Here is a 19,655-nt window from a genome sequence, read left to right on the forward strand (position 1 = left end):
CGGTGTGCGTACGAGGGGCCCCGCGCGGAAGCGTGCGGGGCCCCTCGCCGTGTCCGGGCGGGGCGGCGGCGGGGCGCGGGGCGGTGGCGGAGGGGGTGCCGCGAGGGCTGCCGGGCCTCCGCGCGGGGTCGCGGCGGGGGTTGTCCACAGGCCTTCCGCACCCCGCAGGCGCAGCGGATAGGCTGGGCGAATGACGCGAGCCGAGCAGCCAACGGTCGTGACCGCCCCGGCGAAGCCGACCTACGACGAAGCCCTAGCAGTGGACTCCCGCGAGCGGGCGGTGCGCGCACTCCTGCGCACCCCCAGGCTGCGCCGACTGTGGAGCGCCCAGCTGGTGAGCGGCATCGGCGACGCCCTCGCCCTCCTGGTGCTGGTGCTGCTGGCCCTTCAGGCGGCCGTCTCCGAAGAAGCCTTCGGCGGCGGCTACCGCGGAGCGGCCCTCGCCGTCGCCGCGGTCTTCGGCGTCCGGATCCTCGCGACCCTCCTCTTCGGCGCGGTCCTCCTCGGTCCGCTGGCCGGACTCGTCGGCTCCGGGGGCAGGCTCGACCGCCGCTGGACGATGATCGGCGCCGACGGGGTCCGCCTCGCGCTCTTCGTCGTCGCCCCCCTGTGGCTCGACTGGATCCCGGCCCACGCGCTCACCGCGCTGCTGGCCACCGTCTTCGTCTCCGGCGCCGCCGAGCGGCTGTGGACGCTGGCCAAGGAGAGCGCCGCGCCCGCGCTGCTGCCGGCGCCGCCGCCCGAGGGGGCGACCGTACGGCCGCTCCCGGACCACCTGGACGCCCTGCGCCGGCTGACGCTGCGCACGGCCTTCGCGGCGCTTCCCGTCGCCGCCGCCGCGCTGCTGGCCGCGACCCTGGTCGGCAAGGCCCTCGGCCTCGGCATCGACTGGTTCGCCGGAAACCAGGCCGCCCTCGGTTCGTACGTGGCCGCCGGCCTCTTCGCGGCGTCGGTCTCGCTGCTGCTCCCGCTGGTGCTGCCGGACGGCAAGACCCCGCGCCCCCGTTCACCACTGGAGGGCCTGCGGGCCCCCAAGGCCGGCGACCGGCCCGATACCGGCCGCACGGGGGCAGTCCCCCTGCTGGTGCTGGCCTGCGCCGCGGTCGCCGGTGCGGTGTCCTGCGCGGCCGCCGTGGCCGTACTGCACGCCTTCGACCTCGGCGGCGGCCCCGCCGCCTTCGCGCTGTTCGTCCTCGCGCTGGTGGGCGGCACCGCCGCCGGGATCCGCGCCAACCAGGCCGGCAAGGTGCTCCCCGCCCTGTCCCGCCGCCGTCTGCTGGCGCTGGCCATAGCGGTGGCCGGTGTCGCGCTGCTGCTGGCAGGCCTGGTGCCGGACACGGCGACCGTCCTGTTCCTGTCGCTGCTCGCCGGCACCGCCGCGGGCGTCGCGGCCAACACCGGGCACACCCTGATCGACCAGGAGACCGAGGAGTTCCGCCGGTCCCGGGTCACCGAGCACCTCCAGGCCGTCGTACGGGTGGCCGTGGCCGTCGGGGCGGTGACCGGCCCCGTGCTGGCCGCCCTGATCGGCCCCCACCGGCTCACCGGCGGGGAGGTCGTCTTCGCCCACGGCGGCGCCGCCTTCACGCTGATGCTGGTCGGCGCCCTGCTGCTGCCGGTCGCCGCGGTGGTGCTGGCCAAGGCCGACGACCGCAGCGGCGTACCGCTGCGGCGCGACCTGCGCGAGGCGCTGCGCGGTGGCGAGCCGGTGCAGTCGGCATCCGATGCCGGGTTCTTCATCGCCTTGGAGGGCGGCGACGGCGCCGGCAAGTCCACCCAGGTGGAAGCGCTGGCCGACTGGATACGGAGCAAGGGCCACGAGGTCGTCGTGACCCGCGAGCCGGGGGCCACCCCCGTCGGCAAGCGGCTCCGCTCGATCCTGCTGGACGTGTCCTCCGCCGGGCTGTCGAACCGCGCCGAGGCCCTGCTGTACGCCGCCGACCGCGCGGAACACGTGGACACCGTGGTGCGCCCGGCGCTGGAGCGCGGGGCGGTCGTCATCTCGGACCGCTACATCGACTCCTCGGTGGCCTACCAGGGCGCCGGCCGCGACCTGTCGCCGACCGAGATCGCCCGGATCTCGCGCTGGGCCACCGACGGGCTCGTACCGAATTTGACCGTGCTCCTCGACGTGTCGCCGGAGGCGGCGCGCGAGCGCTTCACGGAGGCACCGGACCGGCTGGAGTCGGAGCCGGCGGAATTCCACCAGCGGGTGCGGTCCGGGTTCCTGACGCTGGCGGCGTCCGACCCCGGGCGCTACCTGGTGGTCGACGCGGGCCAGGACCCGGACTCGGTGACCACAGTCGTACGCCACCGGCTGGACAGGATGCTGCCGCTCTCCGAGGCCGAGGTCGCCGCCCGCGCCGAGGCCCGGCGCCTCGCTGAGGAGGAGGCCCGGCGCAAGGCCGAGGAAGAGGCCGCGCGCAAGGCCGAGGAAGCGCGGCTGAAGGCCGAGGAGGAGGCCCGCCTGGCCCGCGAGGCCGAAGAGGCCCGCATCAAGGCCGAGGCGGAGGCCGCCCGCAGGGCCGTGGAGGAGCGGCAGCGCGCCGAGGAGGAGGCCCGGGCCCGGGCCGAGGCCGAGCGGCTGCGTGCGGAGGCCGAGGAGAAGGCCCGCGCCGCCGAGGCGGAGCGGCTGCGCCGGCAGCACGAGGAGGAGGCCCGGCTGCGGGCCGAGGCCGAGGAGCGGCGGCTGGAGAAGCAGCGGCGGGCGGAGGAGTCCCTGCTGAAGGCGGAGGAGGCGCGCCGCCTGGCGGCGGCCGCCGCGGCCGAGGCGGCGGCGAGCGCGGCCGCCGCGGCGGCGGCATCGGAGGCGGCTTCGGCGAAGGCCAAGGCCGCGGCCGCGCCCGCACCGGCTCCGGCCGCTCCCTCCGCGCCTCCCGCGTCTCCTGCTCCCTCCGGGGCCGGGGCCGCGCCCCGGCACGCGGACGACGCGGTGACCGTGGAGACGCCCCTGATCAAGCGGGTCGTCCGGCCCGACGACGTCACCCAGACGGTCCCGGTGCCGAAGGTGGACCCGGCCGCGGCGCCCCCCGCGGACGCGGCGGAGACGGCGGTGCTGCCGCCGGTGCGCGCCACGGACGACACGGCGGTGCTGCCGCCGGTGCGGCCGACCGACGAGACGGCCGTGCTGCCGCCCGTACGGCCGGACGGCGGCCGGGAGGGCCGGGCGCGGTCGGACCGCGGCTCCCGCGCCGACGGCCCGCAGGCGGCGGCCGGACCGGCACGGTCCGCGTCGCGGCCGACGGCCCAGCGCCCGCCGGAGAACCCGGCCGACCGCGTGCCGCCGGGCATCTTCCGGGACTCCGACAACGACCGGACGCGCGAGCTCCCGGTGGTCGGGGAGGACGGCCCCCCGCGCCGCGGGCGCTCGGACTGGGCCGAGGAGACCCCGCTGGACGACCTGCCGACGCTGGCCGACGAGCTGCTGGGCCGCCACCACGAGCCCGGCGAGGACGAGGACAACGGCAGGGGCCCGCGTCGCCGCCGCTGAGCGGCCGCGGGACGGGAATTGTCGGTGGCGCCCGCCACAATGGGTGCACGGAGAGTGAAAGGTGGTGGGCGGGATGCCCGTATGGGACGACTTGGTGGGACAGGAGCGTGTCCAGACGCAGCTGGCCGCCGCCGCCCGTGACGCGGACGCCCTGGTCACGGCCATCTCGGACGGGACCGAGCCGCCCGCCGCGAACAAGATGACCCACGCCTGGCTGTTCACCGGCCCGCCCGGTTCAGGGCGGTCCACCGCCGCCCGCGCCTTCGCGGCCGCCCTGCAGTGCACCAGCCCCGACCGCGCCCTCGGCGGCGAACCGGGCTGCGGGTTCTGCGACGGCTGCCACACCACCGTGGTCGGCAGCCACTCCGACGTGCAGATCATCCGTACCGACCTGTTGTCCATCGGCGTGAAGGAGACCCGCGACCTGGTACGCAAGGCGCAGCTCTCCCCGGCCGTCGGCCGCTGGCAGGTCATCGTCATGGAGGACGCCGACCGGCTCACGGAGGGCGCGGGCAACGTGCTCCTGAAGGCCGTCGAGGAGCCCGCTCCGCGCACGGTGTGGCTGCTCTGCGCACCCTCGCTGGAAGACGTACTGCCCACGATCCGCTCCCGCTGCCGGCACCTGACCCTGCGCACCCCCTCCGTCGAGGCGGTCGCCGAGGTCCTGGTCCGGCGCGACGGCATCGAGCCCGCCGCCGCCGCGGCGGCCGCCCGCGTGACCCAGGGGCACATCGGACGGGCTCGCCGGCTGGCCACCGACGCGGCTGCGCGCGCCCGCCGGGCCGCCGTGCTGAAGCTCCCGCTGCGGGTCGAGGACGTGGGCGGCTGCCTCAAGGCCGCGCAGGAGCTGGTCGACGCCGCCGCCGAGGACGCCAAGCAGGTCGCGGAGGAGGTCGACGGCAAGGAGACCGAGGACCTGCGGGCCGCGCTCGGCGCCGGAGCGGGAGCCGGGAGCCGGATGCCGCGCGGCACCGCGGGCGTAATGAAGGAGCTGGAGGACCGGCAGAAGCGCCGGCGCACGCGTACCCAGCGCGACAGCCTCGACCTGGCCCTCACCGAGCTGACCGGCTTCTACCGGGACGTGCTGGCCCTGCAGCTCGGCTCCACCGTGGCCATCGCCAACGAGGAGATACGGCCGGACCTCGACCGCATCGCCCGTGCCTCGGGGCCGGAGCGGACCCTGCGGCGGATCGAGTCGATCATCGCCTGCCGGGACGCCCTCGACCGCAACGTGGCCCCGCTGCTGGCGGTCGAGGCGATGACGATGTCGCTGCGCGCGGGCTGACAGCCCTCCGGAGCGGTACGCGTCGGGGCGCGCGGTTGACGGGCTCACCCGTACGGGCGGTCCGCCGCCGGGGCCGGGACGGTCCCGTTACGCGCCCGGTCCGGCGCGGACCACGGAAGGCGCGCGGCCGTCCGGGGCAGGAGCGCCCATGGGCCCCGGCCGTCAGGACGTAGGCTCCGGGAATGGACACCAGCCGCCTGCTGCGTACGACCGGGACCGTGATCGCAGCTGCCGGGCTGCTGCTCTCCGGGTGCACTTCCGGCGGGTCGGGGGATCTCCGGGCCTCCGCGACGCCCGGGTCGTCCTCGGCGGGCGGTTCCGCAACGGCCCCCGCCGGTTCGGCGTCCTCCCCGGCGCGGCCGTCGCCCGACCCGGTCGCGCTGCGCCGGTACTACGAGCAGAAGCTGACCTGGCGCGACTGCGGTGTCCCCGGGTTCCAGTGCTCCACGATGAAGGCCCCGCTGGACTACGCGTCCCCCGGCTCCGGGCAGGACGTCGACATCGCGGTGGCCCGCCGCAAGGCCACCGGGCCCCGCAAGCGGCTCGGCTCGCTGGTGGTCAACCCCGGCGGGCCCGGCGGCTCCGGAATCGGGTACCTCCAGGCGTACGCGGGCATCGGCTATCCGGCACCGGTCCGCGCCCAGTACGACATGGTCTCCTTCGACCCGCGGGGCGTGGACCGCAGCACCCCCGTCGAGTGTCTGAGCGGCCCCGCCATGGACAAGTTCACGCAGGTGGACCAGACGCCGGACGACGCGGCCGAGCGGGCCCGGCTGGTGGCCGCGTTCAAGGAGTTCGCGGCGGCCTGCAAGGAGCGATCGCAGCGGATCCTGCCGCACGTGTCCACCGTGGACGCCGCCCGCGACATGGACCTGCTGCGCGCGGTGCTGGGCGACGAGAAGCTCACGTACGTCGGGGCCTCGTACGGGACGTTCCTCGGGGCGACGTACGCGGACCTCTTCCCGGGCCGCGTCGGCCGCCTCGTCCTGGACGGGGCGATGGACCCCTCGCGCCCGGCGCTCGACCTGAACCGGGACCAGACGGCCGGTTTCGAGACCGCCTTCAACGCCTTCGGCGAGGACTGCGCGCAGCAGACCGACTGCCCGCTGGGCACGGGCGACCCGAAGGCGGTGGCGGCGCGCCTCAAGGAGTTCTTCGCGAAGGTCGACGCCCAGCCCGTGCCGACCGGCGACGCGGACCGCCCGCTCGGCGAGTCCCTCGCGACGACCGGGGTGATCGCAGCGCTGTACGACGAGAGCGCCTGGCCGCAGCTGCGCGAGGCGCTCGGCGCGGCCATGAACGGTGACGGGGCCTCCCTGCTGGCCCTCGCCGACAGCTACTACGAGCGGGCGCCGGACGGTACGTACGCGAACCTGATGTTCGCCAACGCCGCCGTCAACTGCATCGACCAGCCCGCGGCGTTCAGCGGCCCGGAGGCGGTGGACGCGGCCCTCCCGTCGTTCCGGAAGGCGTCTCCGGTCTTCGGCGAGGGGCTGGCGTGGGCTTCGCTGAACTGCGGGTACTGGCCGGTGAAGGCGACGGGCACGGCGCAGAAGCTGACGGCGAAGGGCGCCCCGCCGATCGTGGTGGTGGGCACGACCCGGGACCCCGCGACCCCGTACAAGTGGGCCCAGGCCCTGGCCGGGCAGCTCGAATCGGGCACCTTGCTGACGTACGAGGGCGACGGCCACACGGCGTACGGGCGCGGCAGCGACTGCATCGACACCTCGATCAACCGGTACCTGCTGGAGGGCAAGGCGCCGCAGGACGGCAAGCGGTGCGAGCCTTCCGACGCGACCCAGTGAGCCGGGTGACCCGGGTGTCGCGGGCTGAGTGGCCGGACCCGGTGGCCTTGAAGGAGCCGGGCACCATCCACACCGCGAGCACCAGCACGGCGGCCGCGATGCCGATGGAAACGTACGCGGTCGTGATCAGGGCGCCTTCGGCGTCGGGCAGGGTCTCTGCGTGCTCCCCGGCGCCGTGGATGGATCCGAGGAGCGCGACGCCGAGGCCGACCCCGAGCTCGTACGAGGTCTCGGACACGGCACCGGCCTGCCCGGCGATGGCGGCGAGCACGGAGGCCACGCCGAACAGGACGAAGCCGGCCAGGAGGAGCGTCTTGCGGCCGAGCCGGTCGCCGAGGGTGGCGGTGGTGACGAGATTCCGCTGAGCACCAGGTCGTAGATGTCGATGATCCACAGTTGCTGGATCGCACGGGGCCAGAGGTCGTCGATGAGGGAGGGGAGGGCGACGTTCGCGATGGTGGCGTCCACGGCCACCAGCAGCAGGCTGGCGCAGAGCACGGCAAGCATCGCCCACCGCCCACCGCCCACCGCCCACCGCCCACCGCCCGGCGCCCGCCCCCGGACGCCGTCGAACGGCTTGCCGCGCCGGGGCCGGTGGGGTGTGCACGGCTCGAGCCACGGGGCCTCTCATCCCTCAACGGTGACGGCGAATGGACCCGCCGAATGTGCCGCATCTGCACCAATATGTGACCTACGTCCTCCTCCCGCAGAACCCGGTTCGGGGCACCCGTCGACACCCTGTAGACTTGGCGCCGCTGCTGATGAGAGCACCTCTTCGAGGGAATACTTGTCTGACCAGCGGTGCCGCCTTAGCTCAGTTGGCCAGAGCAACGCACTCGTAATGCGTAGGTCTCGGGTTCGAATCCCGAAGGCGGCTCTGTAGAACCCCCAGGACTCACTCGCCGTGACCTGGGGGTTTTGCTATTTCCGGGGTCGGGTCGGCGCGTGGCGGCCGAGGGGATCGCCGAGGGGATCGAGGCGATGTCGGCGTTGTAGACGAAGCCGCGGGTGGCTTCGCTGGCCCGGTGCCCCTGTGAGGCGGCTTAGGACCGCATGGGGCCGGGTGACCGGGTCCATCCAGACGGGGAACTGCACGGTCGTCTCGACGGGACCGCCGGGGCGCTTCGACACCTTCTTCGTAGGACTTTCCAGGCGGGCCTGGTTGTTGGCGATTTCGCCCAGCGGTACGAGGTCACGTCCGGCGAGCGTGCCGGTGGAGGCGGAGCCGACCCGCGTGTGGCCGTGCCCGGGGATCGGGGGGGTCCGGTCACGTGGGGGCCAGGTGGGTCGAGACCTCGCGGACCACTACGTCGTGCTGCTCGACCAGGTAGAAGTGGCCGCCCGGCAGGACCCGGAGCCGGAACCCGCGGGGGGCGATGTCGGCCCAGGCCTCCATCTCGTCGACCGCGGTGGACGGGTCCGCGTCGCCGATCCAGGCGTGGACGGGGCAGCCGACCGGGATTGCGCTGCGCGGGCCGTAGGTGCCCACGATGGTGAAGTCGGCCCGGAGCGCCGGCAGCAGGAGCTCCTGGAGGTCGGGATCGTCCAGGAGGGCGGTGTCGGTGCCGCCGAGCCGGTGCAGTTCGGCGATCAGCGCGGCGTCACCCTGCTCGTGGAGGTTGCGCGGGGTCAGGCGGTGCGGGGCCTTGCGGCTGGACACGTGCAGCGCGGCGGGCCGGACGGAGTGCCGGGCCTCCAGCCGCAGGGCCACCTCGTAGGCCAGCGAGGCCCCCATGCTGTGGCCGAAGAGCGTCACGGGAACGTCGGTGAAGGGGAGCAGTGCCGCGGTGACCTCGTCGGCGAGGACGCCCATGCTGTCGATGCACGGGTCGAGCAGCCGCTCGTGCCGGCCCGGGTACTTCGCCACCAGGACTTCCGTGTCCCCGTCGAAGGCCTGGCCCCAGCCGTGGAAGAAGCTCGCGGAGCCGCCCGCGTGGGGCAGGACCACCAGGCGATGCCGGGGGGCGGATGTCGCGGGGTACCTGCGGAACCAGGTGGTTCCGCTCGTGCCGGTCGTCATGCTCGTGCGCACCTCGTCGTCGGGGGTCTGCGGGTCGCCGTCCGTGTTCATGCAGTCTGCTCCAAGGGCCAGCCCCGGGTCGCGTCGATCCGGGAAGCCGCGTCGTCCAGGGTCTCCTGCACGATGGGACGGCCCACGCTCAGGGCGAGCAGGACCTCGTTCCCGGGCGGGGAGGCGTGGGCGAGCTGCAGGGCGGTGACGGGGACGCCGGCCAGCGCTCCGGTGACGGCGCCGATCAGCCCCGGACTGTCGGGGGCACGGAGGAAGACGGTGTTCCCGGTGAGGGGCAGGTCCACCGCGAAGCCGCACACCTCCACCAGCCGGAACCGGAGTTCAGCCCGGTCAGCGTGCCCGCGACGGTGATGTGGCCGACCGTGGAGAGCACCCCCGACAGCGTGACCAGGCTGCGGTGCACCGGACTGTCGGCTCCGGGGACCAGTTCGGTGCACATGCCGCGCTCCTGGGTGATCAGCGGAGCGTTGACGTACGAGACGCCTCCCTCGACCACCCCGCCGAGCGCGCCCTTGATTGCCGCCAGCTCCAGCGCCGCGGTGTCGTGGCCGGCGATCTCCCCGTCGACGCGTACCCGCAGCCGGCGCGGCAGGCCGCCGGCGGTCGAGGTGAACAGTCGGCCCAGCTGCTCGGTCAGGGTCAGCCACGGGTCCAGCGCGCCGTCGACGGCACCCGTCCGTACGTTGACGGCCTCGGGCACGAACCGGCCCGACAGTGCCTGCCGTACGGAGGCGGCGACGGCCGTTCCGGCGCGCTCCTGGGCCTCGGCGGTGCCGGCGCCCAGGTGGGGGGTGACCACCACGTTGTCCAGCTCGAAGAGCGGGGAGTCCGTGCACGGTTCGGTGGCGAAGACATCGACGACCGCGGCCGCGATAGCGTGCCGTTCCCGGAGCTGGACGTCCTGTTCATCGTGGCCGGCACCACGGGCACCCGCCAGAGGCTGGCGGTCCCGCAGCATGATCAAGATGAGACGATCTCGCCGCGGCTGGTGTGATCACGGCGTCAAAGCCGTCCTGGACAGCCCCGTTCAGCGGGCTGAGCCCGAGGCAGTGCGGGAAGCTGGTGACGGTTCTGCGGCGCGGGGGTGCGGACGCGGCCCGTAAGGGCCGGCCGTGGAACCTGCCGCTGGAGGACCGGGCCCTGCTGGTCGCGGCGTACTGGCGCGAGCACGTCCTCGCGCGTGTGAAGACGCGCAAGATCCTCCGTGACTGCCGCCTCAAAGGCGACGGAGTCCACCACGCCATGCTCGGCATCGCCCGCAGGCACGACTCATCCTCGCCGGACGGGTCGAGGGGCCGAGGTGTACGCCAGCGACGCCCAGCGGGCCAGGCCGCCGACGGCGAGCGAGATGAGGACCGCAACCCAGTCGATGACGTGGGGGAGGCCGGGAAGAAGGCGAAGAAGGCGAGGGCCACGGCGGCGCCGACGACGAAGGCGGGATCCCGGTGCGGCGTTGCTTCGTCTCCCGGGCGGGGCCTTGGGGGTGGGCGTGGTCATGTGCGGCTCGCTTCGTGATGTGGTGGCACTGGCTGACCCGGCGAAAGCCGTTGATGTGCAGATGGGCGCAAGGCCCGGCCGTAGCGGGGACGTTTCTGGGGGACGTTGCCGCGCATGGGGTCGATCTTGCACTCGGGATGCGTCGCGCCGCGGGACGTGCGGTACGTCTTGTTGTCGGTGACGCCTCCGACTTGGTAGTCGAAGGTTCACACCGGCGTAGAGCCGATCGTGCCTGTGTCGGCGGGGGATAAGACGGTCATCGTCGTCATCGTGGCGAGAGTGGCGATGATCCGGGCCGTGGTGCGCCTGGCCGTGAGTTGTCTCCTTCCTGTGGAGTCCGTCGGTACGGCGGAACTCCGAACGGGCCGCTCGAGGTTCTGGCACGCGCGGTAGTGCACTACGAAGAGTGATCCGATTGAAATGCTGACTGGCCGTAATCGCTCGCTGTGGGGCGTGGTGCTGTCCCGGCGATCAGGACAGACACGGGAAGACCGACCCGGCGCCCGCCCCCGTCCCGGTCGCTGCCGGGCAGGGGCGCGGTTACGTTGGAGGGACCGGTCCTTGTTCGGCACCGTGGGAGGCCCGTCATGGCGACACGATGGCGCAGTGCGGCGATGGCGGCGGTCGCGGTCGGGCTCGTGATGGCGCCCCTCGGCGGGGGCGCCGCGCAGGCCCCCGCCGCGCAGGCCCGGACCGCGGCGGCCACCGCCGCGGCGGTCGCGGCCACCGATCCCGCGGCGGACGCCTTCCTTCGGCTGACCCCGGCCGTGGCCGCGCAGCTCGACGCCGCGATCCGCGGGGTCATGGCCGAGGCGAAGGTGCCGGGGGTGCTGGTGTCGCTGTCGGCGCCGGGCAAGGGGGAGTACGTACGGGCCTTCGGCGTCGCGGACAAGGCGACGGGCGCGCCGATGGCCACCGACCTCTTCATGCGGATGGGCAGTGAGACCAAGACCTTCACCGTGACCGCCCTGCTCCAGCTGGTGGACGACGGCCGGGTCGGCCTGGACGATCCGATCGGCACGTACGTCTCCGGTGTGCCGAACGGCGACCGGATCACCCTGCGCGAGCTGGCCGGGATGCGCAGCGGGCTGTTCAACTACTCCGACGACGAAGCCTTCTTCAAGGCGCTGACCAGCGACCCCCGGGGGAACTTCAGCCCGCGGGAACTGCTCGCGTTCTCCTTCTCGCACCCGGTGCAGTTCGAGCCCGGCGCGCAGTTCCAGTACTGCAACACGAATCTGATCCTGCTCGGCCTGGTGGTGGAGAAGGTCACCGGCACCCCGCTCGCCGAGTACGTCAACAAGGAGGTCGTCGGGCCCGCCGGGCTGAAGCACACGCTCTTCCCCCGGGGCGCGGAGTTCCCCTCGCCGCACGCCCACGGCTACACGAACCAGACGGCCTCCGGGAAGACCGAGGACACCACCGACTGGAACCCCTCGTGGGCGTGGGCCGCCGGCGCCATGATTTCCGACCTCGCCGACCTGAGGGTCTGGGCGGAGAGCCTGGCCACCGGCCGGCTGCTGACCCCGGCCACCCAGGCGCAGCGGCTGAAGACGACCCCGGCCGGGAACCTGCCCGACACCGGGTACGGACTCGGCATCTTCGAGGCGGAGGGCTGGATCGGGCACAACGGCTCGCTGCCCGGCTACCAGTCGCTGACCGTGTACCTGCCCGAGGCGCAGGCCACGATGGTGGTGCTGCTCAACACCGACATCGCCTACGAAGGGGCCGAGCCCAGCTCCCTGTTCGGCGAGGCGATCACCCGGGTGGTGACCCCGGACCACGTGTTCAAGCTGCCCGCCCAGCCGGTCGCCGGCAAGGAGTAGGCGGCTGGGCGCGCCCCACCGCGCCGCACCACCCCCCCCCGCACGCCCCCGGAGGCCCCTCCCCATCCCGTCCCCTCCCGTCCCGCGCACAATGGGTTTCCGCGAGGGACGCCGACAGAGGGAAAGACGACGTACATGAACGCTCAGGCATCGCAGGGGCAGCAGCCGGGCACCGGGGTCGTGCTCCGCACCGCCGGGGAGGCGGACCTCGACGACGCGGCCGCGCTGTTCCGGGGCTACCTCGACTTCTACGAGGTGGAGGTCGAGGACCCGGACCGCCCGCGGGCGTTCCTCGCCGAACGGATCGCCAAGGACGAGTCACTGGTGCTGCTCGCCGAGGTGCCGGGGGCGGGGACGGTCGGGTTCGCGCAGGTCTACCGCACGTTCTCCTCCCTCGCCCTGCGGCCGGCCTGGATCCTCAGCGACCTGTACGTGGCCCCGGCCGGGCGCCGTACCGGCGCGGCGACGGCGCTGCTGCGCGAGGTGCTGCGCCGCGCCGCCGCGGCGGGGGCGGCCGCGGTGCAGCTGGAGACGGCGTACGACAACCACGTCGCGCAGGGGCTGTACGAGGCGGAGGGTTTCGTCCGCGACGAGTTCCACATCTACCTCCACGGGCTGGAAGGCCTGGCCTGAACCCCGTCCCGGTCCCGGTCCGGAGTCACTTGGCGTCGGCGTAGCACTCCACGACCGCCGTCGTGAACGGGAACCGGACCGGGGTGTCGCCGAAGGCGATCCGCCCGGCCCGGTCCCCGGCGGCGCGGATCGCCTCGGCGACCGCCGCGGCCTCCTCGGCCGGGCAGTGCACGATCACCTCGTCGTGCTGGAAGAACACCAGCTCGGCCCGCATCCCGGCGGTCGCCTGCCGCAGGGCCGCGAGGAGCAGCAGGGCCCAGTCGGCGGCGCTGCCCTGCACCACGAAGTTGCGCGTGAAGCGGCCGCGGGCCCGGGTGTTGGCCGAGGCGTAGCTCGGGGTCCAGGCGTCGTCGCGCTCCTGCGGGAGTCCGGCTTCGCCGCCCTCGCTGCCGATGCTGCCGCTGCCGCCGGTTCCGGTTCCGGTTCCGGTCCCGTCCGCGTCGACGTCCGCGTCCGCGGAGGTGGCGGGGGGCGGGCTGGTGCGGCCCAGCCAGGTCCGTACGAGCCGTCCCTCCTCGCCCGCGCGGGCCGCGTCGTCCACGTACGCCACGGCGCGGGGGAAGCGGCGGCGCAGTGCGGCGAGGTTCTTCAGGCCGTCCCCGGAGGTCTGCCCGTAGACGGCGCCGAGGACGGCGAGCTTCGCCTTGTCCCGGTCGCCGGAGAAGCCCTGGCGGGACACGGCGGTGTAGAGGTCCTCGGGCCGGCCGGCCACCTCCATGAACGCGGGGTCGCGGGAGATCGCGGCCAGGACGCGCGGCTCCAGCTGGTCGGCGTCGGCGACGACGAGCCGCCAGCCGGGGTCGGCGACGACCGCCCGGCGGATCACCTTCGGGATCTGCAGGGCCCCGCCGCCGTTGGTGACCCAGCGGCCGGTCAGGGTCCCGCCGGGGATGAACTCCGGGCGGAAGCGGCCGTCGTGGACCCAGTCGGCGAGCCAGCTCCAGCCGTGGGCGGTGTAGATCCGGTACAGCTTCTTGTACGCGATCAGCGGCTCGACGGCGGGGTGGTCCAGCTCCTGGATCTCCCAGCGGCGGGTGGACTTGAGCTTGATCCCGGCTTCGGCGAAGGCCCTGATCACGTCGGCGGGCAGGTCGGGGCGCACGCGGCGGCCGAACGCGGCGGACACCTCGTCGGCGAGTTCGGCGAGCCGGCGGGGTTCGCCGCCGCCGGCGTACCGCTCGCCGAGCAGGTCGGTGAGCAGGGCGCGGTGCACGTCGGGCCGCCAGGGCAGGCCCGCGCGGTTCATCTCGGCGGCGACGAGGAAGGCCGCGGACTCGGCGGCGACGAGCAGCCGCATCCGGTCGGGTTGGGCGGTGGCGCCGAGGCGGTGCACCTGGTCGGCGTGGACGGCTAGCAGTGCGTCGAGGGGTACGGGGGCGGGCTGGGGGTCGAAGAGGGAGTCCTGCGTACCGGGCACGGCGGCCCGCTGCGGCGGATCGGGCGGTACGGGCTCGTTCCTGAGCCGGGCCCAGGCGGCCGCCGCCGACCGGGGTTCCCCGAACCGGCCCTCGTGGCCGAGCAGCAGCAGCTCGGCGTCCTCGACGTCGTGGCACCGCTCGACGCGGGCGCCGGCGGCGAGCAGGCGGGGGTACACCGCGGCGGTGGACCGCCACACCCACCGCGTCCCGGCGGGGGCGGCCCGGACCGCCTCGGCGGGGTCGCGGACGCGGAGCCGGGGCCCGGCGGGGCTCGGCGGGGCCCCGGCCCCGGCCCCGGTCGGGGTCCCGGGGGTGACGGGCGCGGCGTGCCACCACCCGTCGGCGTCCTCGGCGAGGGCCCACCGGCCGGCGTTTTCGCTCACGGGTGCGAGTGTCCCACCGGGGTCTGACAGGGGGGTGGCGCCGTGCCGGTCCCCTGCCGGGGGCTTGGGGGGCCGGTCCCGTGCCGGGGGTCGTCGGGCCGGGTGCCGCGCCGTTGCCGGGGCTCCGCCCCGGGCCCCGCGCCTCAAACGCCGGCGGGGCTGGAATGGGGGCCGTTGCCACGGGAGTGGAGGGGTGTGCGCCCGCGTGGGGGTGGTCGTGCCGCGCCGTTGCCCGGGCTGGAAGGGGCTCCGCCCCGGGCCCCGCGCCTCAAACGCCGGCGGGGCTGGGATGGGGGCCGTGGCAGGGTCCCGCGCCTCAAGCCCCCGCGGGGCTGGAATGGGGGCTTGGGTGGGGGACATGCCAAGCTGAAGGGTGTGAGAGACCTTGCCGAGACCGTCGACCGAGCCTTCGCCGCCGCCCTCTACGCCCAGGACGACACCGGGCTGGACACCGGCGCGTCGGTGCTCGTCGCCGAGCCCGCGCTGTGGCCCGGGGTGGGCCAGGAGCTGCTCGCGCGCGGGGAGGCGTACGTACGGCAGGGCTGGGAGCGCGGCTGGCAGCCGGCCGACGTGCTGCGGCTCGTGCGCCGGGACCTCGACGAGCGGCACCTCAGGATCACCGGGGACCTGATCGCCGCCGAGGCGCGCCGCTACGCCCGGCTCCCCGCCCGGTGGACGGACGCCGAGGCGTGGTGGGGGAGCGACGGGGAGTACGCCGACCGGCTGGCGCAGCGGGAGCGGACGGACCGGTTCACGCTGGCCGGTGCCTTCCTGGAAGTGCTGCGGCTGCTGATCCGGCTGCCCTCGATCGAGCCCGTGGGCCCGCTGCCGGGCGACCCGGCGGACCTCGGGGAGCACGCGCACATCGAGCCGCGGATGCTCGGCCGCATCCGGGCCCTGCTCGCCAAGGCCGAGGCGACCACCTTCCCGGAGGAGGCGGAGGCGCTCAGCGCCAAGGCCCAGGAGCTGATGGCCCGGCACACCGTGGACGAGGCGCTGCTGGCGGCGCGCGGCGGCGGGCCCGCGCGGGTGCCCGGGGCGTGCCGGCTCGGTGTCGAGCCGCCGTACGAGGAGGCCAAGGCGGTCCTGCTCGACGCGGTGGCCACCGCCAACCGCTGCCGGGCGGTGTGGAACAGCGGCTTCGAGTTCTCCACGGTGGTCGGCTTCGAGAGCGACCTGGAGGCGGTGGAGCTGCTGTACACCTCGCTGCTCGTGCAGGGGACGGCGGCGATGACCCGCGCGGAGGCCGCGCAGCGCTCCGGCGGGCGCAAGCGGACGAAGACCTTCCGGCAATCTTTCCTGCTCGCGTACGCCAGCAGGCTCGGCCAGCGGCTCGCCGAGACGGCCGAGCACACGGCCGCCGAGGCCCCGGACAACCTGCCCGCCCTGGTGGCCCGCGACGTGGCGGTGACCTCCCGGGCGGACGAGATGTTCCCCCGGACCACGACGACCCGGCTGCGCGGGGCCACCGACCACGCGGGCTGGGAGGACGGCACGGCGGCCGCCGACCGCGCGCACATGGGCGGCAGGCGCACCCCGCTGCCCCGTTAGAGCACCGGACCGCCGCCCCGCCGGCCCGTCCCTCTACCCCCGCCCGGCTACCGCCCGGGCCATGTCGGGCAGCTTCTTCGAGCCGAACACCAGCAGGCAGACGACCAGCACCACGACCAGGTGCCACGGTTGCACGGCGTTGCGGAACACGGAGGGCCCCCTCGGACGGCTGTCGAACAGCGATCGGGACGATGACCGATCGGGACGATGACCTTCGGGATGATGACCGATCGGATGATGATCGGACCCATGGAACAGCCGCGGAGCGGGTCGGGACAAATCTGAAGAAGTCCTGAAAGCTGAAGCGGCCACCGCACGGTTACGCTCGACGCCATGAGCTGGCTCCGGGCGCTGAAGGACACCGCCCGGTCGGGCGTGACGGTCGAGCGGACGCGCCTGGAACCCCTGGTCGCCCTGCGCGCGGCCGCCGGTCTCGCGATCGTCATCGGCGCAGGTCTCGCGTTCCTCGGTCCCGGGGCCGCCGCCAGTTCCGCGTTCGGCGCCTTCATGGCCGCCATCGCCACCTTCCAGCAGAGCTGGCGTCCGCGGCCCGTCCTCGCCCTCGCCTCCGGCCTGACCCTGGCCGTCTCCACCTTCGTCGGCTACCTCGTCGGCTCCTCGAACACCGCGCTCTTCCTCGCGCTCCTTGCCGTCTGGACCTTCGCCGCGAGCCTGATGTGGGCGGTCGGCCCCACCGCCGGGATCATCGCCTCGGGCAACGTCGCGATCATGCTGGTCACCGTCACCCTGCCGACCTCCGTCCCGCAGGCCGCCGGACACGCCGCGATGATCGCCGCCGGCGGGATGGTCCAGGCGCTGCTGATCGTCCTCTTCCCCATCCGCCGCTGGGGCGCCCAGCGCGACGCCCTGGCCGACGCGCTCGCCGCCGAGGCGGACTACGCCCGGCGGCTGCGCCACGACCCCCACGCGCCCTTCGACCCGCAGCCGCTGATGCGGGCGCGGGCCGCCGCCACCGTCACGGCCCGGCAGGCCCGGCGGCGCCCCGCCGAACTGCACGGGGCGCGGGGGCTCGCCGAGCGGATCCGGTCCGTGCTGGCCTCGCTCGCCGACCCGGCCGTGGGGGCGCCCGCCGAGGGGCCGGCGCGGGACCGGGTGCGGGAGCTGCTCGCCGCCGCCGCGTCGGTGCTCGACGCCGCCGCGCGGGCGATCCGGCACGGGGAGCCGGTCCGGCCGCCCGCTCCGGCCCTCGCCGTCCTGAGGTCCCCCGACACGGCGGACCTCCTCACCGGCGCGCCACTGCGGGCCGCGCGCCGGCTCGCCGCCCTGCTGGCCGACGTACGGGAGACGGCCGAGCCGGGCTCGGGGCGCACCGCCGACCCGGGGGAGTCGATGCTGCGGCCCACCCTGTGGCGGATGGCGCCGCTGGTCCTGAAGGCCGTACGGGCGGAGCTGCGGCCCGGGTCGCCGGTGCTGCGGCACGCCTTGCGCGTCACCGCCGTAGCCTGCGCGGGACTCGTGATCGGGCTCGCGCTGCCGCTCGGGCACGCCTACTGGGCGCCGATGGCCTCCGTGATGGTGATGCGGCCCGACTTCACCCAGACGTACTCCCGCGCCGTCGCCCGCTTCGCGGGGACCCTGGTCGGGGTCGCCGTCGCCACCGGCATCGTGCAGCTCGCCCATCCGGACATGTACCTGTCGGGCCTGCTCGCGGTGGTCAGCGCGGGCCTCATGTACGTCCTGATGCGCACCGGGTACGCCGTCGCGCAGCTCTTCGTCTCCGCGTACGTCGTCTTCCTGCTCGGCATGGGCGGGGTCCGCTGGGACCAGACGGTGCCCGACCGGGTGGCGCTCACCCTGGTCGGCGGGCTGCTCGCGATGGCCGCGTACGCCCTCTACCCGGCCTGGGAGACCCCGCGGCTGCGCACCCGCCTCGCCGACTGGCTGGCCGCGGACGGACGGTACGCGGCCGCCGTGCTGCGCCAGTACGCCGACCCGGCCGGGGCCCGCCGCGCCGACGTCCGCGCGGCCCTGCTGGACACCCGCGACGCCCGCATCGCCTGGCAGGACGCGGTCGCGCGGGCGGCGGGTGAGCCGGTGCGCCACCGCGGGCTGTCCCGGGCGGCGGCCGAGGGTGCAGGCGACGCCCTGGCGGCGCTGGGCCGCCACGCCATGCTCCTGGAGGCCCACCCCCCGGACCGGGACGGGGCCCCGGTGCCGGGGGCGGCGGAGTTCGCCGAGGCGCTGCGCGCCGCGACGGAGGCGGGGGCCAAGGCCGTACGGGAGCGCCGCGTCCCGCAATGGGACGGCGTACGGGACCTGCTGACGGCCTGGGACACCCCCGCGTCGGGAGTGCTGCGGGGGGCCGCCGAGCAGCTCGTGGACTCCCTCGACGGAGTGTCCGAAGCCCTGCGGCCCTGAAGGGCCCCCCTTTTTGTGATCAGTGGGCCACCCTCCGTGCACGTGCATCTGCCCATGCAGGCGCTTATGAACACAGCTATGATCCGGTGCAGTTGACATCTGCACTATCGGGGGCTTCCTGTGGACCACGCGTACAACGGGATGGCAGCTGCAGAACTCGCTTCCTTGTTTGAGCTGACGTGGCAGAAGAGCAGACACAGCAACTCTCAGGGCTCTTGTGTGGAGTTCGCGAGACTGCCCGGCGGCGACGTCGCCATGCGCAACTCGCGCTTTCCCGACGGACCGGCCCTCGTGTACACGCCGGCCGAGATAGAGGCGCTGCTCCTGGGGGTCAAGGACGGCGAGTTCGATCACTTGATCGGCTGACGGAACAGCGCACTCATACAAGCCATGCACGTGCAGCGGCCGGGATTGATCGCAGTGATCAATCCCGGCCGGTTGGCGTGTAAGGGGTGAGCCGTCCGCCGTCTCCGGCGACGGCGCCGCGGCTCAGTCGTGGAGCAGGAACAGCGCCCAGACCACCTTGCCGGTGAGGCGTCCCGCGAGCGGGTGCCAGCCCCAGCTGTCGCTGTAGGAGTCGACCAGGAACAGCCCGCGGCCGGACTCCAGGTCGAAGTTCTCCTCCGTGCGCTCCGGTGAGAAGGCCCCGCCGGGCCGGTCCTCGCTGGGGTCGCGCACCGCGCACACGAGCCGCGTGCTCCACCGCATCAGGTGCAGCCGCACCGGAGGCTCCGCCTCGGCGCACGTACCCCGCGCGTCCTCGGGCAGGGCATGGCGCAGCGCGTTGGTGACGAGCTCGGAGACGACCAGCGACACGTCGTCGAAGCGGTCGTCGAGATCCCACTGCGACAGGGTCGAGCGGGTGAAGGTGCGGGCGCCCCGCACCGCCTCGAAGCGGGCGGGCAGAGCACAGGAGGCGGACCCGGAGACAGCCGTGGGGTCGACCGGGGGAAGCCCCTGCCGTAACGGCTCGAGCATGGTCGATCCATTCGTCCCCATGCGAGGCACTCCCGGGATTCGCGGGCGAAGCGGCGGCCTCGTCCAAAGAGAACTGCGGGGTGGGTCCGTGCTCCGGCGCGAACAGCACGCAGGTGCGCGGGGACCATCGTTCCGAATGGCGGAGCCGGATGCAAGGGCAGATGCACGTGCACGCGCCGGACCTGTCCACTCCCGTGACGGTTCTTGCTCATTTCTTCCTACGCATACGGACGGACTTCTTTCCCCGCAGGCGGGATTCCGTTACAGAACGAGTACGGGCCGATGCGTTTTGGTGGCAGACTGCGGCCCCTGGGGTACGGGGGCCCCGCTGGCTGTCCCGCCCGCACGCGAGTGCGGAAGGGGCGCACATCCATCGCG

Annotated in this window: 15 protein-coding genes, 1 tRNA gene and 1 pseudogene; 10 read left to right on the forward strand and 7 right to left on the reverse strand. The window is 74.3% G+C overall.

Annotated elements, in window-relative coordinates; all coding sequences use genetic code 11:
- The first annotated feature begins 190 nt into the window (after positions 1-190).
- The 3 genes from tmk to ACFWTC_RS21830 all read left to right on the forward strand — a co-directional run bounded on the left by tmk (position 191) and on the right by ACFWTC_RS21830 (position 6,580).
- Positions 191-3,490 (forward strand): dTMP kinase, encoded by a 3,300-nt coding sequence (gene tmk / locus ACFWTC_RS21820; protein WP_384028204.1) that lies wholly within the window; start codon positions 191-193, stop codon positions 3,488-3,490.
- A gap of 73 nt (positions 3,491-3,563) precedes the next feature.
- Positions 3,564-4,775 carry a DNA polymerase III subunit delta' gene (locus tag ACFWTC_RS21825; protein ID WP_383918164.1) on the forward strand — a complete coding sequence of 404 codons (1,212 nt, stop codon included), beginning with the start codon at positions 3,564-3,566 and terminating at the stop codon, positions 4,773-4,775.
- Positions 4,776-4,957: 182 nt separating this feature from the next.
- Positions 4,958-6,580: an alpha/beta hydrolase gene (locus ACFWTC_RS21830; protein ID WP_384028203.1), complete on the forward strand. Its 1,623-nt coding sequence runs from the start codon at positions 4,958-4,960 to the stop codon at positions 6,578-6,580.
- Here ACFWTC_RS21830 and ACFWTC_RS21835 read toward each other — a convergent pair.
- Positions 6,507-6,974, reverse strand: a complete 468-nt coding sequence (locus ACFWTC_RS21835) for a hypothetical protein (RefSeq protein ID WP_384028202.1) — start codon at positions 6,972-6,974, stop codon at positions 6,507-6,509. The genes ACFWTC_RS21830 and ACFWTC_RS21835 overlap by 74 nt on opposite strands.
- 409 nt (positions 6,975-7,383) lie before the next feature.
- Between ACFWTC_RS21835 and ACFWTC_RS21840 the strand changes: the two genes are divergently transcribed.
- Positions 7,384-7,457, forward strand: a tRNA-Thr gene (locus ACFWTC_RS21840).
- Between the two features lie 390 nt (positions 7,458-7,847).
- Here ACFWTC_RS21840 and ACFWTC_RS21845 read toward each other — a convergent pair.
- Genes ACFWTC_RS21845 through ACFWTC_RS21855 form a run of 3 tightly spaced genes read right to left on the reverse strand, consistent with a single transcriptional unit; the run spans position 7,848 to position 9,570 of the window.
- The gene (locus ACFWTC_RS21845) at positions 7,848-8,651 is read right to left on the reverse strand and encodes a thioesterase II family protein (RefSeq protein WP_384028201.1); all 804 of its coding nucleotides are present in this window, start codon (positions 8,649-8,651) and stop codon (positions 7,848-7,850) included.
- On the reverse strand, positions 8,648-8,896 hold the full coding sequence (locus ACFWTC_RS21850) for a hypothetical protein (RefSeq protein ID WP_383918110.1): 249 nt from the start codon (positions 8,894-8,896) through the stop codon (positions 8,648-8,650). Before ACFWTC_RS21850 ends, ACFWTC_RS21845 begins: the two co-directional genes overlap by 4 nt.
- Positions 8,836-9,570, reverse strand: coding sequence for an NAD(P)-dependent oxidoreductase (locus tag ACFWTC_RS21855; protein WP_384028200.1), 735 nt, complete (start codon positions 9,568-9,570; stop codon positions 8,836-8,838). The genes ACFWTC_RS21850 and ACFWTC_RS21855 overlap by 61 nt, the downstream gene beginning before the upstream one ends.
- A 32-nt stretch (positions 9,571-9,602) precedes the next feature.
- Here ACFWTC_RS21855 and ACFWTC_RS21860 point away from each other — a divergent pair.
- The 3 genes and pseudogenes from ACFWTC_RS21860 to ACFWTC_RS21870 all read left to right on the forward strand — a co-directional run.
- Positions 9,603-9,794 (forward strand): annotated as a pseudogene (locus ACFWTC_RS21860) (IS5/IS1182 family transposase); the annotation flags it as partial.
- 902 nt (positions 9,795-10,696) lie between these two features.
- Entirely contained in the window at positions 10,697-11,935 is a 1,239-nt protein-coding gene (locus tag ACFWTC_RS21865) for a serine hydrolase domain-containing protein (RefSeq protein WP_384028199.1), read from the forward strand.
- A gap of 135 nt (positions 11,936-12,070) precedes the next feature.
- Positions 12,071-12,568 (forward strand): GNAT family N-acetyltransferase, encoded by a 498-nt coding sequence (locus ACFWTC_RS21870; protein WP_383918102.1) that lies wholly within the window; start codon positions 12,071-12,073, stop codon positions 12,566-12,568.
- A gap of 25 nt (positions 12,569-12,593) precedes the next feature.
- Here ACFWTC_RS21870 and ACFWTC_RS21875 read toward each other — a convergent pair whose 3' ends face one another.
- The gene (locus ACFWTC_RS21875) at positions 12,594-14,369 is read right to left on the reverse strand and encodes a bifunctional 3'-5' exonuclease/DNA polymerase (protein WP_384028198.1); all 1,776 of its coding nucleotides are present in this window, start codon (positions 14,367-14,369) and stop codon (positions 12,594-12,596) included.
- 375 nt (positions 14,370-14,744) lie between these two features.
- Between ACFWTC_RS21875 and ACFWTC_RS21880 the strand changes: the two genes are divergently transcribed.
- Positions 14,745-15,920 (forward strand): DUF2786 domain-containing protein, encoded by a 1,176-nt coding sequence (locus ACFWTC_RS21880; protein ID WP_383918096.1) that lies wholly within the window; start codon positions 14,745-14,747, stop codon positions 15,918-15,920.
- A gap of 33 nt (positions 15,921-15,953) precedes the next feature.
- Here ACFWTC_RS21880 and ACFWTC_RS21885 read toward each other — a convergent pair whose 3' ends face one another.
- Positions 15,954-16,070 (reverse strand): twin-arginine translocase TatA/TatE family subunit, encoded by a 117-nt coding sequence (locus tag ACFWTC_RS21885; RefSeq protein ID WP_383918094.1) that lies wholly within the window; start codon positions 16,068-16,070, stop codon positions 15,954-15,956.
- A gap of 183 nt (positions 16,071-16,253) precedes the next feature.
- Between ACFWTC_RS21885 and ACFWTC_RS21890 the strand changes: the two genes are divergently transcribed.
- Positions 16,254-18,299 (forward strand): FUSC family protein, encoded by a 2,046-nt coding sequence (locus ACFWTC_RS21890; RefSeq protein ID WP_384028197.1) that lies wholly within the window; start codon positions 16,254-16,256, stop codon positions 18,297-18,299.
- Positions 18,300-18,419: 120 nt separating this feature from the next.
- On the forward strand, positions 18,420-18,665 hold the full coding sequence (locus tag ACFWTC_RS21895; RefSeq protein ID WP_069920830.1) for a DUF397 domain-containing protein: 246 nt from the start codon (positions 18,420-18,422) through the stop codon (positions 18,663-18,665).
- A 123-nt stretch (positions 18,666-18,788) separates the two neighbouring features.
- On the opposite strand, the gene ACFWTC_RS21900 is transcribed toward ACFWTC_RS21895, so the two are convergent.
- Complete coding sequence (locus tag ACFWTC_RS21900; RefSeq protein WP_383918088.1) at positions 18,789-19,298, reverse strand: ATP-binding protein; 510 nt, start codon at positions 19,296-19,298, stop codon at positions 18,789-18,791.
- Positions 19,299-19,655: the final 357 nt, after the last annotated feature.

It is taken from the genome of Streptomyces sp. NPDC058619 (assembly GCF_042717785.1).
In the GTDB taxonomy this organism is placed as follows: Bacteria; Actinomycetota; Actinomycetes; order Streptomycetales; family Streptomycetaceae; genus Streptomyces.

Bases quoted from the DNA above. Each gene is read 5' to 3' on its own strand.
- tmk (WP_384028204.1), top strand. From the start codon at position 191: ATGACGCGAGCCGAGCAGCCAACGGTCGTGACCGCCCCGGCGAAGCCG.
- ACFWTC_RS21890 (WP_384028197.1), top strand. From the start codon at position 16,254: ATGAGCTGGCTCCGGGCGCTGAAGGACACCGCCCGGTCGGGCGTGACG.
- ACFWTC_RS21900 (WP_383918088.1), bottom strand. From the start codon at position 19,298: ATGGGGACGAATGGATCGACCATGCTCGAGCCGTTACGGCAGGGGCTT.
- ACFWTC_RS21855 (WP_384028200.1), bottom strand. From the start codon at position 9,570: ATGCTGCGGGACCGCCAGCCTCTGGCGGGTGCCCGTGGTGCCGGCCAC.
- ACFWTC_RS21845 (WP_384028201.1), bottom strand. From the start codon at position 8,651: ATGAACACGGACGGCGACCCGCAGACCCCCGACGACGAGGTGCGCACG.
- ACFWTC_RS21865 (WP_384028199.1), top strand. From the start codon at position 10,697: ATGGCGACACGATGGCGCAGTGCGGCGATGGCGGCGGTCGCGGTCGGG.
- ACFWTC_RS21825 (WP_383918164.1), top strand. From the start codon at position 3,564: ATGCCCGTATGGGACGACTTGGTGGGACAGGAGCGTGTCCAGACGCAG.
- ACFWTC_RS21830 (WP_384028203.1), top strand. From the start codon at position 4,958: ATGGACACCAGCCGCCTGCTGCGTACGACCGGGACCGTGATCGCAGCT.
- ACFWTC_RS21870 (WP_383918102.1), top strand. From the start codon at position 12,071: ATGAACGCTCAGGCATCGCAGGGGCAGCAGCCGGGCACCGGGGTCGTG.